The organism is Micromonospora sp. BL4 (assembly GCF_003667505.1).
In the GTDB taxonomy this organism is placed as follows: Bacteria; Actinomycetota; Actinomycetes; order Mycobacteriales; family Micromonosporaceae; genus Micromonospora.
This window is the reverse complement of sequence record NZ_RCVJ01000116.1, coordinates 63330-78469: the sequence shown is the minus strand read 5'-3', so window position 1 is coordinate 78469 and position 15140 is coordinate 63330. Positions and strand designations below refer to the sequence as shown.

General features: G+C 72.5%; 16 protein-coding genes. 8 read left to right on the top strand and 8 right to left on the bottom strand.

Features of this window, described 5'->3' with window-relative positions; all coding sequences use genetic code 11:
- Positions 1 to 2: 2 nt before the first annotated feature.
- A complete protein-coding gene (locus EAD89_RS12770) occupies positions 3 to 1007 on the top strand; it encodes an ABC transporter ATP-binding protein (protein ID WP_121675857.1) in 1005 nt (334 codons plus the stop codon).
- A 24-nt stretch (positions 1008 to 1031) separates the two neighbouring features.
- Here EAD89_RS12770 and EAD89_RS12765 read toward each other — a convergent pair whose 3' ends face one another.
- From EAD89_RS12765 to folP, 7 genes are all read right to left on the bottom strand, one after another.
- A complete protein-coding gene (locus EAD89_RS12765; protein WP_121653437.1) occupies positions 1032 to 1535 on the bottom strand; it encodes a hypothetical protein in 504 nt (167 codons plus the stop codon).
- A gap of 53 nt (positions 1536 to 1588) precedes the next feature.
- A complete protein-coding gene (locus EAD89_RS12760) occupies positions 1589 to 1897 on the bottom strand; it encodes a hypothetical protein (protein WP_121675875.1) in 309 nt (102 codons plus the stop codon).
- 53 nt (positions 1898 to 1950) lie between these two features.
- Positions 1951 to 3165: an ABC transporter permease gene (locus tag EAD89_RS12755; RefSeq protein ID WP_121675856.1), complete on the bottom strand. Its 1215-nt coding sequence runs from the start codon at positions 3163 to 3165 to the stop codon at positions 1951 to 1953.
- A gap of 147 nt (positions 3166 to 3312) precedes the next feature.
- Positions 3313 to 3852 (bottom strand): DUF3180 domain-containing protein, encoded by a 540-nt coding sequence (locus EAD89_RS12750; RefSeq protein WP_121675855.1) that lies wholly within the window; start codon positions 3850 to 3852, stop codon positions 3313 to 3315.
- A 19-nt stretch (positions 3853 to 3871) separates the two neighbouring features.
- A complete protein-coding gene (gene folK, locus EAD89_RS12745; protein ID WP_121675854.1) occupies positions 3872 to 4399 on the bottom strand; it encodes a 2-amino-4-hydroxy-6-hydroxymethyldihydropteridine diphosphokinase in 528 nt (175 codons plus the stop codon).
- Positions 4396 to 4761, bottom strand: coding sequence for a dihydroneopterin aldolase (gene folB / locus EAD89_RS12740; protein WP_121675853.1), 366 nt, complete (start codon positions 4759 to 4761; stop codon positions 4396 to 4398). The genes folK and folB overlap by 4 nt, the downstream gene beginning before the upstream one ends.
- A complete protein-coding gene (gene folP, locus EAD89_RS12735; RefSeq protein ID WP_121675874.1) occupies positions 4758 to 5633 on the bottom strand; it encodes a dihydropteroate synthase in 876 nt (291 codons plus the stop codon). Before folP ends, folB begins: the two co-directional genes overlap by 4 nt.
- A 356-nt stretch (positions 5634 to 5989) precedes the next feature.
- Here folP and EAD89_RS12730 point away from each other — a divergent pair, with 356 nt between their 5' ends.
- Genes EAD89_RS12730 through EAD89_RS12700 form a run of 7 tightly spaced genes read left to right on the top strand, consistent with a single transcriptional unit; the run spans position 5990 to position 14414 of the window.
- Complete coding sequence (locus EAD89_RS12730) at positions 5990 to 6304, top strand: hypothetical protein (protein WP_030327982.1); 315 nt, start codon at positions 5990 to 5992, stop codon at positions 6302 to 6304.
- 12 nt (positions 6305 to 6316) lie between these two features.
- A complete protein-coding gene (locus EAD89_RS12725) occupies positions 6317 to 6679 on the top strand; it encodes a hypothetical protein (RefSeq protein ID WP_053654782.1) in 363 nt (120 codons plus the stop codon).
- Between the two features lie 49 nt (positions 6680 to 6728).
- Positions 6729 to 10130 carry an ATP-binding protein gene (locus EAD89_RS12720; RefSeq protein ID WP_121675852.1) on the top strand — a complete coding sequence of 1134 codons (3402 nt, stop codon included), beginning with the start codon at positions 6729 to 6731 and terminating at the stop codon, positions 10128 to 10130.
- Between the two features lies 1 nt (position 10131).
- A complete protein-coding gene (locus EAD89_RS12715; protein WP_121675851.1) occupies positions 10132 to 12081 on the top strand; it encodes an MFS transporter in 1950 nt (649 codons plus the stop codon).
- On the top strand, positions 12078 to 12635 hold the full coding sequence (locus EAD89_RS12710) for a hypothetical protein (protein ID WP_121675850.1): 558 nt from the start codon (positions 12078 to 12080) through the stop codon (positions 12633 to 12635). Before EAD89_RS12715 ends, EAD89_RS12710 begins: the two co-directional genes overlap by 4 nt.
- Positions 12632 to 13801 (top strand): M23 family metallopeptidase, encoded by a 1170-nt coding sequence (locus EAD89_RS12705; protein ID WP_121655371.1) that lies wholly within the window; start codon positions 12632 to 12634, stop codon positions 13799 to 13801. The genes EAD89_RS12710 and EAD89_RS12705 overlap by 4 nt, the downstream gene beginning before the upstream one ends.
- Before the next feature lie 13 nt (positions 13802 to 13814).
- Positions 13815 to 14414: a hypothetical protein gene (locus EAD89_RS12700; protein WP_121675849.1), complete on the top strand. Its 600-nt coding sequence runs from the start codon at positions 13815 to 13817 to the stop codon at positions 14412 to 14414.
- Between the two features lie 2 nt (positions 14415 to 14416).
- Here EAD89_RS12700 and EAD89_RS12695 read toward each other — a convergent pair whose 3' ends face one another.
- Entirely contained in the window at positions 14417 to 14974 is a 558-nt protein-coding gene (locus tag EAD89_RS12695) for a hypothetical protein (protein ID WP_121675848.1), read from the bottom strand.
- Between the last annotated feature and the right edge of the window lie 166 nt (positions 14975 to 15140).

The window sequence follows — 15140 nt, the reverse complement described above, 5'->3', positions numbered from 1 at the left end:
ACGTGGACGTTACCCCGGAGGCTGCCGGTGGGGCCGAGTCCCCTCGCGCGGCGTCGATCTCCCTGCAGGGCATCCAGAAGCGCTACCCGAACGGCACCGAGGCCGTCCGGGAACTCAGCCTGGAGGTCAAGGCCGGCGAACTGGTGGTGCTGATCGGCCCGTCCGGCTGCGGCAAGTCGACGGTGCTCCGCATGGTCAACCGGCTGATCGAGCCGACCGCCGGGCGGATCATGCTCGGCGACGAGGACGTCACCGACGTCGACCCGGTGCGGTTGCGCCGCCGGATCGGCTACGTGATCCAGAACGTCGGGCTGTTTCCACACCAGACGGTCCGGGCGAACGTCGCCACCGTGCCCGGGCTGCTGGGCTGGTCCCGCGACCAGACCCGGGCCCGGGTCGACGAGCTGCTCGACCTGGTCGGATTGGACCCGGCCCAGTTCGGTCGCCGCTATCCGCACGAACTGTCGGGCGGGCAGCGGCAGCGGGTCGGGGTGGCTCGCGCGCTCGCCGCGGACCCCGTGGTGCTCCTGATGGACGAGCCGTTCTCGGCCGTCGACCCGATCGTCCGGGCCCGCCTCCAGGAGGAGTTCCTCCGGCTCCAGGCCGAGGTCCGCAAGACGATCCTGCTGGTCACCCACGACCTCGACGAGGCGGTCCGGCTGGGCGACCGGATCGCGGTGCTCTCCCAGGGCGGGCACCTGGAGCAGTACGACACGCCGGCCGCCCTGCTGGGCGCGCCCGCCACGCCGTTCGTGCGCGAGTTCGTCGGGGCCGACCGGGGCATCCGCCGGCTGGCGGTCACCCAGCTCGACCGGGACGCGCTGGAGCCGGTGCCCGGCGACGCCGAGGCGGACCTGCCCACCGTGCCGCTGGACGGCTCCGCGTACGACGCGCTGGCGGTGCTGCTCACCTCTGGACGGGACCGGCTCGTGGTGACCGACGGCGGCCGCCCGGTGGGCGCGCTCAGTCGGCAGCGCCTGCTCGACCTCGGCCGCGTGGCGGGCTGACCCGCCCCGGCTCGGCCGGTCGGGTCAGGCCCGGCCGCCGAGGCTGGCGGTGCCGATGATCCAACCGGAGAGGAAGCCGTAGCCGGCACCCGCGCTGGCGTCCTGCAACGCGCCCAGCAGCGACGGGTCCGGGCCGAACGGCGTCGCCAGCACGGCGGCGAGCCCACCGGCCAGCACGTACGCGGCCCAGCCGGAGAAGAACTGGCTCACCGAGCCGGGCACCCGGGCCACCTGGGCGGCGGGCAGCAGATAGAGCAGGGCCACCGCGACGACCACCAGCAGGACGGCCCGCAGGTCGGCGGCGAGCAACCCGCCGGGCTGCCCGTCCGCGTCCAGCCGCCAGGCAGGCCAGGCGAGCAGGCGCAGGTAGTAGTCGCCGGCCGACGCCGGGTCGGTCCGCGTGCCGGCCCATCCGGTGTACGCCGGACTCCCGCAGATGCCGACCAGCAGCAGCACGGCGAGCGCGCCGGTGCCGGCGGCCGTCCCGTAGCGGCTGACCGGGCCGCTGCGGTGAAAGAGCCCTCTCATCCGTCCAGGGCCCGTGCCGACCGACCGGGCGGACCTGGACTGCCCGGACCGGCTCAGTGCTTCTGCAGGTAGTCGATGAAGGCGGCCCGCAGCAGCGGCTCCGTCTCCTCGTACCCGTGACCGGTCAGCTCCCGCCACAGCGCGTTGGCCTCGTCGATGATCGGGCCGATCGAGTTCGGCGCGCCGTCCAGGATCGTCGCCTCGTCCGCGTTCGGCAGGTGCCGCAGCACCGAGAAGTAGAAACCGACGTCACGGTTCTCCCGGGCCAGGGCGAACGCCCGCTCCCGCAGTTCCTCGGTGGACAACGCGTCGAGTTCCTCGAACGAGGCTCCGCCGGGGGTGGCGGCAGGTGTGTCGGTCATGCCGCCGAGCCTAACGGTCGAGATCAGCTCCGGCTCGGCGGACGCGGCACGGCTCACCGCTCACCGGCGTCCCACCGGCGCGGGCTGTCCTCCCAGCGCGGATCGCGCCACGGGTCGATCGGCTCCGGCTCGGCGGGCGTCGGCAGGGTGGGGGGCCAGTTGCCGACCGGCTGCGACGACGGCGTCGTCCAGCCCGTGCTGATCGTGCCGTCGCCGACCGGCTCGGGCCGGTCGGGGCTGCCCGGCCGGGGCCGTCCGTACGTCTCGACCAGGCGGGTGACCAGCAGTCCGACGCCGAGCGCGACGCCGCCGACCGTCCAGTGGTCGACCGTCCAGCCGCGCGCCGGCGCGTAGGCCTGAAAGACGGTGACCAGTCCCACCGCCAGCAGGGTGCCGAACAGGCCGCCCCGACGGCCGTACGCGCTGGTGCCACCGAGCAGGGCCACCCCGATCGCCAGCACGGTCCAGTCCAGCCCGGGGTCGGGCGTGACCGGCCCGGGGTCGTTGGCGGCGAGCAGCACACCGGCGAGGGCGGCGAGCACGGAGGAGCAGACCAGGGCGAGCGCCGTGACCACGGCAGCCACCACCCCCCGGCGACGGGCCGGATCGGTGACTGGGCGGTACCGGCCGACCAGCCGGCGGATCGCCCGGATGGCGCCGAACAGCCCACCGAGGACCGCCAACGCGGCGAAGCCGGCGAACAGGTAGCCGGAGGTGCGCGCAGGGTCGTAGTCGCCCTGCACCAGCACGGGCGCCGACCGGCGTTCGATGTACACCACCACCCCGGCCGCACCGGCGAGACTGGCCGCCCAACCCGGCACGTGCAGCACCACCACGGCCAGCGCCAGCGCCAGCCCGCCGAGCGCGGCGACCGCGACCGCCGGGCCGACGGACGCCGCCAGACCCTGGTCACCCTGCTCCGCGTAGTGCAGCGCGGCGGCGACCGCGATCGGACCGACGGCCAGGTTCGGGGCGGCGGTCCGCAGGCTCAGCCCGGCGGCGAGCGCGAGCAGCCCGAGCCCGACCAGGCCGACCAACAGGGTGCGCAGGTTGTCGCCGCGCAGCGCGTCCGAGTCGGCCCGCCAGAGCAGCCAGCCCAGAGTGGCGAGACCGGCCAGCAGCAGGATCTCCCACACCAGGTGCACGCCGATCCGGTCCTGACCGGGCTCACCTTGACCGGGGTCGTCGAAGACGTTCTCCAGAACGGCGGCGGGCACCCCGGACGAGGGCTCGACCGACCCTTCTCGGCCCGCTTCTTCGTACCCCATTACGCCGCCTCCCCAGTGACCGGCCGTTTCCGGTCCGGTTGGCGGACGGACCGGGGCGGCCGTTGCTCTCCGATCGCAGGCACCGTACCCGCGCCCGGAGCCGGGCGTAACCCCCTGTCAGAGGCTGTCGGGAGACCCCACAGCCTCTCAACGCTGGCCGGGGCGGCTCTCCCGCTGGTCGGGCTCACGCTCGTCGTCCGGACGCTCCGGCACCCGGCAGGAGCGCTCGAGCCAGAGCGCGGCGCCCACCAGCGCCAGCGAGGCGAGCAGGCCACCCCCGGCGGCAGGTCGGTCCTCCGTGGCGGCCCGCGTGGTCTCGACGAAGAGCCAGCCGGCCAGCCCGGCGTAGAAGCCGGCGAAAATGGCCGCGGCGAGCGCCGACGCCTTGGCCAGCACCACGAACCGGGCGACCATCAGCGGGTTGACCGGATCGCGGCCGGGCTTGCGCTCGATCCGGCCCCGGGTGTTGATCGCGGCGTACGCCTCCAGCACGGCGAGCGCGGCCAGTGTCACCACCGGCAGCCAGGGCAGCCGGGGGATGCCGCTGTAGTAGAGGGTGCTGATCAGCAGCCAGGCCACCGCCGCCGCGGCCAGGGCGGCCACGACCAGGGTGGAGATCCGGGTGGGGCCCATCCGCGACCGGTCCGGGCCCGGCCCGCCCGGTGGTGGGGACTTCGCCTGCGTCATGCCGGCCGGCTCCGCTCGGTCATGCCGTCGACTCTAACGCCAAGTCCGGTCGCGGGCGCAGATCCAGCGCGTCGTCGGCGGCCGGGCCGGCGGTGAGCAGGTCGGTCAGCCACCCGTGACCGGGCAGCCGCCCGTACGGCTGGATGTCGATCCACGGTCGCAGCACGAAGGCGCGCAGGTGCGCCCGGGGATGCGGCAGGGTCAGCTCGGGGTCGTCGCTGAGCACCGGCTCGTCGTCGTCGCCCCAGACCGCGATCACGTCCACGTCGAGGGTGCGCGGCCCGAACCGCCGCTGCGGGTCACGGACCCGGCCGGCCGCGCGCTCCGCGGCCCACGCCCGCTCCAGCCAGTCGCGTGGGGTCGCGGCGTCGTCCTGGGCCAGCAGCACCGCGTTGAGGTACGCCGGCTGATCGGCGTCGCCCCACGGTGGAGTCTCGTACACGCCGGAGAGCACCAGCACGGTGTCGCCGAGCGTGGCGACAGCCGTACGCAGGTGGCCCAGCCGGTCGCCCAGGTTGCTGCCGAGCGAGAGCACGGCCCGGGTCACCGGGCACGCGTCCGGGTCATGGTGACGGCCACGTCGGTGAAGATGTGCGGCACCGGCGCCTCCGGCTTGTGCACGGTGACGGTGGCGCTGGCGACCCGCTCGTCGGCCAGGCAGATCGTGAGCAGCCGGTCGGCGAGGGTCTCGATCAGGTTGACCGGCTCGCCGGTCACCACGGCGACCAGACGTTCGGCCAGCTCGCCGTAGTGGACGGTGGCGGTGACGTCGTCGCTGGCGGCGGCCGGGGCGAGGTCCAGTTCCAGTACGGCGTCGACGACGAAGTCCTGCCCCTGGACCCGTTCGAAGTCGTACACGCCGTGCCGGCCCCGGGCCCGCAGGCCGGTCAGCTGGATCCGGTCGGTCATCGCTGTCCCTCTCGCTCGTGGCCGGCAGGGGCGGGGACCATCCGCGGACGGCCGGTGGCGACCCAGACGGCCAGCGCGTCGGCGGTGGCGCGGACGTCGTGTACGCGTACCCCCCAGGCGCCCGTCGCGACCGCCAGCACGCTGGTGGCGACGGTGGCCGCCTCCCGCTGCGCGGTGGGTCGCGGTGTCCCGTCCGGGGCGGCGAGCAGTCGGCCGAGGTAGGACTTGCGGCTGGCGCCGAAGAGCAGCGGGTATCCGAGGTCGAGCAGCTCCGGCAGGCGGGCGCTCAGCTCCCAGTTGTGCGCGGCCGTCTTGGCGAAACCGAGGCCGGGGTCGATGACGATGCGGTCGGCGGCCACGCCGGCGGCCAGCGCCGCGTCGATCCGCTGGGTCAGCTCGGTCCGGACATCGGCCACCACGTCCGTGTAGCTGGCCAGCTCGCGCATCTCCCGCGAGTGGCCACGCCAGTGCATCAGCACCCAGGGGCAGCCGGCGTCCCGGACCACCCGGGCCATGTCCGGGTCGGCCAGCCCGCCGGAGACGTCGTTGACGACGACCGCGCCAGCACCCAGCGCGGCCTCGGCGACCCGGGCGCGGCTGGTGTCGATGCTGACCGGCACGCCGGCGGCGGTCAGCTCGCGGATGACCGGCAGGACCCGGTCGGCCTCGGTCGCCGCGTCGATCCGCTCGGCGCCTGGGCGGGTCGACTCGCCGCCGATGTCGACCAGGTGCGCCCCGGCCGCGCGCAGACGGACGCCATGTCCGACGGCCGCGTCGAGGTCGGCGTACCGTCCGCCGTCGGAGAAGGAGTCCGGTGTGACGTTGAGGACGCCCATCACCACCGGGCCCGGGGCCCGCACCAGATCGGTCACGGGTAGACGGTACCGGTGGTGTCGGTGCACCCGACCAACCCGGGTCGACCCCCGAACCACCATCCCTGACGTGCGCATTGGAACAGGTGTACGATCGGTCGTCCGGGCAGTATCAGGCAGTCCCTTCGCGGCTTGTCGCAATCCGGGGCGGCCCGTACGCTTTGGAATTGGCCAGCATCGAGATGGCGAAGCCTGGAGGGAGGGCCGAAGCGGGGAAAAACCGCCCAAAGCTCACCACTCTCCGTGGTGAGTAACGAACGCAGGGTCGAGAACGCTGCGCCCTGTGAGCACTTTTCCCGCCAGGCTTGCCTATTGCACCGCCGCGGCACCGCCGGCCGCGCTATGGGGAGGTTCCAGTGATCGCCTTCGAGCTCATGGAGACGGCGTCGTCCGGCGTCGCCCACGCGCTCTCCACCCTGGCGTCAGCTCCGCTCGCCGAGCCGGCACCGAAGGGGATCGACACCAACAGTGTGGTCACCTTCTTCGCCAGCAAGATCGCGCCAATCCTGCTCGCCGTCCTGGGCGTCATCTTCATCGGGCGCGCCAGCCGGGGCGAGATCTCCAAGGTGCTGACCAGCTCCGCGATCGCGATCGTCGGGCTGGCCTTCATCGCCGGCGCGGCCACACTCTTCTTCGTCGGCGATTACCTGATCGACCTGATCTTCGAATAGGCGCGTTCCCAGATGCGGCTGCGCACCGACGACGACATCTACCGGGCCCGCCTGGTCTACCTCGGGCCGCCCGGCTACACCCTTCCGGTCCACCTGCCGTACGCCCAGTACGGGCTCTTCATGCTGCTCGTCCCCCTCTACATGTTCATCCACTGGCTGTTCACGCTGACGGTCGAGCTCTTTCCGGCCTGGGAGATCGCGCTCGCCATCGTGACCACGTCGTTCATCTTCCGGCACGTCGACCCGGACCGGCCGGCGCGGGTGGTCATCCGCACCGCGCTGACCGACTGGCGACGCACCCGGGAGCCGGCGGTCGAGCAGCGCGACCCGCGCCTGGTCGGCAGCCGGATCAGGATCCGGGAGGAGCTGGCATGACCGGGCGTACGCCGAGCGGTCCGTCGCACGACGCGGGTGAGGCGGTCGAATGAGTCGCTCTTCCACGCCGGGTCCCCCGGCCGGCCGTCCGGCCGTGCCGGCAGGTCACCGTGCGCAGTCATTTGACTACACCGAAGGCGAGGACGAGGTCGCGCTCGATCCCGCGCTGGTGACCTCGCCCGGGCACGGCGCGGTCGGAGTCTTCCAGGCTCCCCGGCCGGTGCCCCGCCGGACACCGCCCGCCGAGCCCAGCGCGGTGTCGGCCGGCGAGAACGCCGACATCGACTCCCCGTTCCTCGATCTCTTCGGCGCGTCCCGGCCGGGCTCGGCGCGTGCCGTGCCGGCCGCCCCGGCGCCCCGGGAGCAGCCGGCGATCCCACAGCAGCAACCGGCCGCCACCGAACCGACCCGGCCGGCGCACCGGGCGCCGGACCGGGCACCCGACCTGGAACCGCCCTGGACCCCCGGGGATGCGCCCACCAGCAGCGGGCGGACCATCGAGCCGCGGCGTGGCGGCGGCAACCCGGCCGGTGAGGCCCGGGTGCCGCACCAGGCCGGCGACCGGCTGCCGATGCTCCGGCCACCGAGCGAGGCCGACCCGATCGCCGAGGGCGCGCCGACGCCGTCGACCGCCGGCGCGACGACCCGACCGTCCAGCGCGGCGCCAGCGGGCCGCCCGACGACACCGGCGGCCGGGCCGGCGAGCGCCGCCCCGGCGGACCGACCGGCCCTGGAGCGCGCGCCCCGCCGCGCCAACGGAGCCGACCGGGCACGGCCGGGTCCGGGCGACGAGGAGCCGACCGAGCGGGAGGTCGCCGCGCCCCGGCAGCGAGCCGTGAGCCGGCAGGACCGGCCGACCCGGCCGGCCCGGGTCCGCGCCCCGAAGATCAAATTTGGGGACCGGGACCCGTCGGTCGAACTGGCCATCACCGAGATCGCCGGCCACCTGACCTTCACTCCGAACACGGTCACGGCCTGGTACTGGCTGCCCGAGGTGCGCTGGGCCTTCCGGCCCGACGCCGAACGCGAGGCGCTGCTCTCGGCGATCTCCGAGCAGTACGCCGGCCTGGCCGGTTTCCGGCTGCACCTGCGGCGCACCACCCGGCCGTTCCCCGCCGACGAGTGGGCCCGCACCATCGACGCACACACCCTGGCGCCGCTGCCCGACGTCCCCGGCACCACCGGCTGGGCCGACCACCTGGTCGCCGCCCAGCGGCACCTGATGGCCGTCAACCACGCCGAGGGGCAGACCTACCTGGGTGTCACCTTCGCCCGCCGATCGCTCGGCGACTCGCTCACCGAACGGTTGCTGCGCACCTTCGGGCGGGGCACCGCCGAGGGCGAACGACGCAAACTGGGCCGCACCGTGGAGCAGTTCGACGAGGTGCTCGGCGCGTTCGGCATGCGCGGCCGGCGGGTCACCGCCCAGGAGCTGGAGTGGTTGCTCTACCGCTCGGTCGCCCTGTGCATGGCGCCTCCGGGCACACTCTCCCCGGTGACCAACGGTCGCTGGGAGCGCGGTGACCTGCTCGCCCTGACCGAGCAGGTCGAGCGTTACCGCACCCCGTACGGCTCGACGGTGAAGCTGGTCAACCGGATGACCGGCGAGGAACGGCACGTCGCCGTGCTCGCCGTCGGCCGGATGGAGCCCCTGGAGATCCCGGAACGGCACGAGCCGTGGCTGCACTTCCACGAGCGGCTGCCCTGGCCGATGGAGATCTCCACCCGGGTCGACATCCTCGGCTCCGGCGACTCGTTCCGCAATCTCGAACACCGGCTGCGGATGATCCGCTCACAGCAACTCGACTACGCCGAGCACGGCATCGACGCGCCACCCGAGTTGGAGCGGCTGGCCAAGCGGGCGCTGGTGATCGGCGACGAGATGACCACCGGGCTGCCGGTCGACTCGGCCCGCGCGCACGGCTGGCACCGGATCGCCGTCGGCGGCCGGACCCGGGAGGAATGCCTGGAACGGGCCCGCCGGCTCATCCAGCTCTACTCCCGGGAGCTGCGCATCTCGCTCCAACACCCCAAGAACCAGGACTGGCTGGCCCGCGAGTTCATCCCCGGCGAGCCGATCGCCAACACCGGCTACGTCCGTCGGATGCCGGTGCCGTTGCTCGCCGCCGCGCTCCCCCAGGCCGCCTCCAACGTGGGCGACCGGCGGGGCGACCTGATCGGCCGCACCGCGGGCACCTGCCGCCGCCCGGTCTTCCTCGACCTGCACTTCCCCATGGAGGTACGGGAACGCTCCGGGCTCGCGGTCTTCGTGGCGGAGCCGGGCGGTGGCAAGTCGACCCTGCTCGGCGCGCTGGGCTACCTGGCCGCACGGCGGGGGGTCCAGGTGACCCTGCTCGACCCGTCCGGGCCGCTGGCCCGGCTCTGCGCCATGCCGGAGCTGCGTCCGTACTCCCGGGTGCTGAACCTGACCGGCTCGGAGCACGGCACCCTGGCGCCCTACTCGCTCATCCCGACGCCGCTGCGCAGTGAGTTCGGCGCCGGCGCCTCCGGTGACCGGGAGTTCGAGATCGCGGTTTCCAACGCCCGGGCCGAGCGCCGGATGCTGGTCCAGGACATCTGCATGATGCTCGTACCGCCGCAGGTGGCTCGGGAGGCGTCCACGGCCACCCTGTTCCGGCACGCGGTCCGCCAGGTCCCCGCCGAGGAGACGTCCACCCTGGACGACGTGGTGAGCTGCCTCGGGCGACTCGACGACGACGCCGGCAAGGAGCTGGCCAACCTCCTGCTGGACACCGCCGAGATGCCCCTGGCCATGCTCTTCTTCGGCCGACCGCCGGAAGGGCTGCTTGGTGCGGACGCGGCGCTCACCGTCATCACCATGGCCGGGCTGCGGCTGCCCGACCTCAAAATCGAGCGCGAGTACTGGTCCGCCGAGGAGGCGCTCGCCCTGCCGATGCTGCACACCGCGCACCGGCTCGCCGTGCGCCGCTGCTACGGCGGGTCGATGTCGTCCCGGAAGCTGGTCGGCCTGGACGAGGCGCACTTCATGGAGGGCTGGCGATCCGGGCGGTCGTTCCTCGTCCGGCTCGCCCGGGACTCCCGCAAGTGGAACCTTGCCGCCCTCGTCGCCTCCCAGAACCCACGCGACATCCTCGGCCTCGACGTGCAGAACCTCGTCTCCACCGTCTTCGTCGGCCGCATCGCCGAGGACGCCGAGATCGCCTCCGAAGCGCTGCGGCTGCTGCGGGTGCCGGTCAACGACGGGTACGAGGCCACCCTGGCCTCGCTCTCCGCCGCCGACACCAGTTCGGCCAACCGTCTCGGCTTCCGCGAGTTCGTCATGCGCGACGTCGACGGGCGGGTACAGAAGGTTCGCGTCGACGTCTCGTACGTCGAAGGGCTGCTGGACCACCTCGACACGACGCCCGCCGCGATCGCCGCGGCCGCCGGAGTGCTGCCGAGCATCCCCCTGCCGGATCTGGAGGCGTGACATGGCGAGGGCCCGGGCACGGATCGCGGCGTTCCTGCTCGCCCTCGGCGTACTGGCCGGGGCCTCCCTCACCTGGCCGCTGATCGGCGCGGAGGCAGCAGCCGCCGCACCACCCGCCGCCCAGGCCCGCGCCGACCTCTGCACGACCCCGGAGTGGCAGGCCGACTTCCGGGCCTGCGTGGCGAAGCTCAAGGAGGTCAGCGAGGACGAGGTCACCTGCCGCAACGCACCAACCCCCGGCACTCCCGACTCCGGGCTCGCCGGCTGGTTCGCGGCAGCGCCACCGGCAGAGGCGGCGAACGGAGTCGCCGGCCGCTACAGCCTCTACGGCTACGCGGGATACAGCTATACCACCTACGACATTGACGGAGGCTGCGCGTCGAGCGTGCTGCATCCGGATTACAAGTTCACCACGACCGTCGCCAACGGCGAATTCATGATCGCCACAGCGATTATCGGGGCCTCCAACGCGCTGAGAGAAAGGGCTTGGGACCCACGTTCCATGTGGGGGTGGGCTGACCCGTTGGTCGAGCAGGCGACCAAAGCTGTGTACCAAAAAGTGTTCAGCGTCTTCGGCATCATCACCCTCTGCGTCGTCGGGCTCTACTTGCTCTGGCGCTCACGCCAGTCGGACATGAGCAACGCCATGACCACCGCCGGTTGGGCGCTGTTCGTGATGGTTGCGGTCACCGCGTTGGCTGCCTGGCCGGTGAAATCGGCGAACATCGCCGACAGCACGCTGATAACCACCCTCGGCGTCGTGCATGACGCAGTCGGACCTCAAGCAAAGACGCCAGAGCCCGGTCGATGTATCGACCCAGCGCGATGCGAAGATCGACGCACTCCCGCCGCTCGTGCTAGCGACACGGCCACCGAAACGATGCTTTATCGCAACTGGCTCCGCGGAATCTTGGGTTCATCGGACAGTGAAACCGCTCGCAAGTACGGCCCCGCGCTCTACGACGCCAAGTCGCTCTCCTGGGAGGAGGCCGAGAAGCTGCGCGCCAACCCGGCCACCCGGGAGGCGACGATCAAGGCCAAGCAGCAGCAGTGGGCGCGGGTGGCTCAGCAGATCCAGACCGAGGACCCGGAGGCGTACGAGTACCTCCAGGGTGTGCGGGACATGGACCGGGTCGGCGCCGGGTTCATCGCGGTGCTGGCGTCGGTGCTGTTCGCCATGTTCGATCTGACCGCGTCGCTGCTGGTCCTGCTCGGCTTCCTGATCTTCCGGTGGGCGGTGATCGCGGCGCCCATCCTGGGCACCGTCGGTCTGCTCCGACCGGCGAGCGCCGGGTTGCGCCGGCTCGCGAACGCCGTCGTCGCCGCGGTCTTCAACATCGCCATCTTCGGCACCGGGGCGGCGATCTACCTGTTCGCGGTCGACCTGATCATGAGCACACCCACCCTGCCCGGTTGGCTCCAGGTGGTGCTGGTCTGGCTCTGCGGGGTGGTCGGCTGGCTGCTGCTGCGGCCGTACCGGCGGATCACCCAGCTCGGCGGCAAGGACAGCAGCGAGGCGGTCAGTTCGGCCGGTTCCTGGCACCGCCGCTTCTTCCGGGACATGCGGACGGCAGCGCGGCTGGACGTGGCGGAACCCGGCGGCACGGCGGAACCGGTGGGCGGCCGCCGCCGCGCACCGGTGGCGGAGCAGACCACGCTGCGCCCGGAGGCGCGGCGCGAAGACCCGGTCCTGGCACCGACCGCTCCGGTTGAGGGCCGGCGTTCCGGCGCCGGGCGTCCGGACGGTCAGGAACGCGCGAATGACGCGCCGAAGGAGGAGACCGGTGGCCAGAGCCGGCCGGTCCCGCCCAAACCCCGTCGCCGACAGCCAGCGAGCTGGACCGAGCCGGACCTGCCGGCTGAGAACCCGTCGTTCGTGGTCTACCGACCCGGCTCCGCCGAGCGTGCGCCGGACCGCACCGGACCGCGGGTGCGCACCGAGGCACGGTGACGGCGATGCGACGGGCTCTGGAGTTCCTGTTCACACGGGTCTTGCGGTCCCGAATGGGAGTGGCGCTGGTGATCGCGGTGCTCGTCTTCGGCGTGCTCGGGGCGGCCCGGCTGGTCTCCGGTCCGGGCGATCCGGCGGACGGGTTGAGCAGCCGTCCGGATCGGCCGATCACCACCGTGGATCCGACGGCCGGCGACGATGGCGTTAACGCCACCGAAGCTCCGCAGTCGCCGGTGACCCGACCGGGCGACCGCACGCCCGAACAGACCGCGGACCGGTTCACCGTGGCCTGGCTCGGTCGCCCTGGGATGACGGCCGAACAGTGGCAGGCCGGTCTGCGACCGTTGTCCACAGCGGCGCTGACCGAGAAGCTGGCCGGTGTCGACCCCGGCGGGGTCCCGGCCGAGGAGGTCGCCGGCCCCCCGTCGGTGCGAGCACGTACCGAGACGTTCGTCGAGGTGCTGCTGCCCCTCGACACCGGCCGGCTCCGGCTGGAGTTGGTCGCAGCGGATGACGGCTGGCTGGTCGACGTGGTGGATTGGGAGCGGCAGTGAACGCCGGCAGCAGAGCATTCCGCCGGCCGCTACGGGTCGGTGTGATCGCCACGATCCTCACCGGGGTGCTGCTCCTGCTCTGCTGCGCCGGGGGGACCGCTGCGTTCTTCCTCAGCGGACTCGGCGGGGAAGCGGAGGACGGGGACACCCTCGCTGGCTGGGGCTGCGGCCCGGTCCGCCCAGTGGACATCGCCGGCGAGCTGCCACGGTTCACCGAGTACGGCGACGCGCAGGTCCGGAACGCCGCCATCATCATCAAAGTCGGTCAGGACCTGGGGGTGCCGTCGCGGGGCTGGGTGATCGCCCTGGCCACCGCGATGCAGGAGTCCGCTCTGCGTAACCTGGCGAACAGCAGCGTGCCCGCGTCACTGGCCCTGCCGCACGAGGGCGTCGGCGCCGACCATGACTCGTTGGGCCTGTTCCAGCAGCGACCCGGGTGGGGCACCGTCACGGAGCGGATGACTCCCGCGTACACGGCCCGCAAGTTCTACGAGAAGCTGGTCAAGGTGCGGAGCTGGCAGCGCCGGCCGCTGACGGTGGTGGCGCAACAGGTCCAGATCAGCGCCTATCCGGACGCCTACGCCAAGCACGAGGAACCGGCCAGCCGGATCGTCGACGCGCTGGCCGGTGGCGCGGCGCGCACGATCGAGATCAACGGCAAGGCGGTGTGCAACGCGGCCGAACGCGGTCAGATCGCCGCCTCCGGCTGGACCGCTCCGATTCCGGGCGACGTCGGCTCCGGCTTCCGGACCAGCAGCCGCCCGAGCCACAACGGGGTCGACATCGGGGCGGCCAAGGGCACCGATATCCGTGCCGCCGCCGCCGGCCGGGTGCTGGTCGCCCGCTGCGACCCGGACGACCGCGGACGCAAGGACTGCGACGTGGACGGGCACCCCGGCAAGGGTGGCTGCGGCTGGTTCGTCGATCTGTTGCACGCCGGCGGTTACATCACCCGGTACTGCCACATGGTGGTCCGTCCACGGGTGTCACCGGACCAGATCGTGCCGGCCGGCGAGGTGATCGGGCAGGTCGGCAGCAGCGGCAACTCGTCCGGCCCGCACCTGCACTTCGAGGTGCACCTGCGCAACGACCGCTCCAGCCGTGGCGCGATCGACCCGGTGCCGTTCATGCGCGAGCGGGGCGCCCCGCTGCGCAGCGTGGAGTGAGGTCACCACGGGCATGACTGGACCGCTGCCAGACCCGTTCGCTGACCAGCCCGACTGGGCGCCCCGGCCACCCCGGCCACTGGCGATCGTGCCGGCCACCGAACGGGTGGAGCTGCGCGGGCGACGGGTGCTGGTCGGGCTGCCGGGGCTGGGCTGGCGGGGCGACCTGCGCGCGGACGACCGGGTGGTCCAGGGCGCCCGAACCTATGTGCCCGTGATCCCCGAGCACGAGTGGTACCGAGCCGAGGCCGACCAGGTCGAGGTCTTCGCGCCGCTGGTGCCGGTCGATCGGGTCTGGGTGGAGACGGTCGGCAACCGGCCGGGGACGGATGACACCCGGGGCAGCGGCATCCGGCTGGTCTCGCTGGACGGCCCGGCCCACCGGTCCCCCACGCCGGTCTTCGAGGCGGATGCCGTCACCGGGCGCCGGGTGGTGCATATCGAAGGCGGCCAGGAGCACCGCGACCTGCGGGCGGTGACCGAGACCTACTCGGGCGCCGAGGGGGACATCTGCGTCCGGGTCACGCCCGAGGTGGAGTGGTACCGCTGGGCCTGGCGCGGCCAGTCACCCACCACTCTGGAGGTGCCGGTCCATCTGCTGTGGATTGAATGACGTCAACCTATCTTGGCGCCACCGCAAACCCGCCAACCTTCCTGCCGCTCGACGTCGAACTGCCACTTGTCCGTGACGCTTTGCTGAACGCCATCGACGGTGGCGCTGCGCCGAATCCCCGTCACGACCGAAGCGGTATTCCCCTTCCTGCTGACGTCCAGGCTGCCCCAACTAACTAAAATGGTGACTCCTAGTTCCTGCTCCCGTGCAACCAGGTCAGTGCGCAGCGACCGAAGAGCCTCCAACTCCGCACCTGACTTACAGGTAAAGAGATCGACTCTCGTATCGTTCCGATCTACGAGCAAGGCCCGTAGATAGTTGTCAACGACCACATCGGGCGCGCTCCGGTCCGGGGCGGCAGCCCGGTTGTAAAGCACCACTCCCGCAATGATCCCGCTAACTACTAGCAGGGCGAGCACCCCGGCGACCACGGTGAGCACAGTGCGTACCCGGCGGCGTGGCGGCTGCGGCGCCGGCGTGGCGGAGGCCGGCGGCAGCTGCTCGGACGGCGTCCGCTGGGCCGGTACGCGGGAGACCTGGGAACCGGCGGGGGGCTGCACTGATTCCACCCCCTGAAGTTAACGGCTGGACGCCCCGGAGCCAATGCCTCAAGTCCAGCGGATCGTGACGGACCCCTCCCCACCGGTGACATCCCCGACAACACCGGCGCACCGCCGTGGCACCTCCCGGAGGAGCGGCCCCGGCTGGGATACCGTCTCTGCTCAG

Coding starts and splice junctions, on each gene's coding strand:
- EAD89_RS12725 (WP_053654782.1), top strand. CDS start 6,317: ATGCGGCTGCGCACCGACGACGACATCTACCGGGCCCGCCTGGTCTAC.
- EAD89_RS12755 (WP_121675856.1), bottom strand. CDS start 3,165: ATGGGGTACGAAGAAGCGGGCCGAGAAGGGTCGGTCGAGCCCTCGTCC.
- EAD89_RS12720 (WP_121675852.1), top strand. CDS start 6,729: ATGAGTCGCTCTTCCACGCCGGGTCCCCCGGCCGGCCGTCCGGCCGTG.
- folB (WP_121675853.1), bottom strand. CDS start 4,761: ATGACCGACCGGATCCAGCTGACCGGCCTGCGGGCCCGGGGCCGGCAC.
- EAD89_RS12765 (WP_121653437.1), bottom strand. CDS start 1,535: ATGAGAGGGCTCTTTCACCGCAGCGGCCCGGTCAGCCGCTACGGGACG.
- EAD89_RS12700 (WP_121675849.1), top strand. CDS start 13,815: ATGACTGGACCGCTGCCAGACCCGTTCGCTGACCAGCCCGACTGGGCG.
- EAD89_RS12760 (WP_121675875.1), bottom strand. CDS start 1,897: ATGACCGACACACCTGCCGCCACCCCCGGCGGAGCCTCGTTCGAGGAA.
- EAD89_RS12750 (WP_121675855.1), bottom strand. CDS start 3,852: ATGACGCAGGCGAAGTCCCCACCACCGGGCGGGCCGGGCCCGGACCGG.
- EAD89_RS12715 (WP_121675851.1), top strand. CDS start 10,132: ATGGCGAGGGCCCGGGCACGGATCGCGGCGTTCCTGCTCGCCCTCGGC.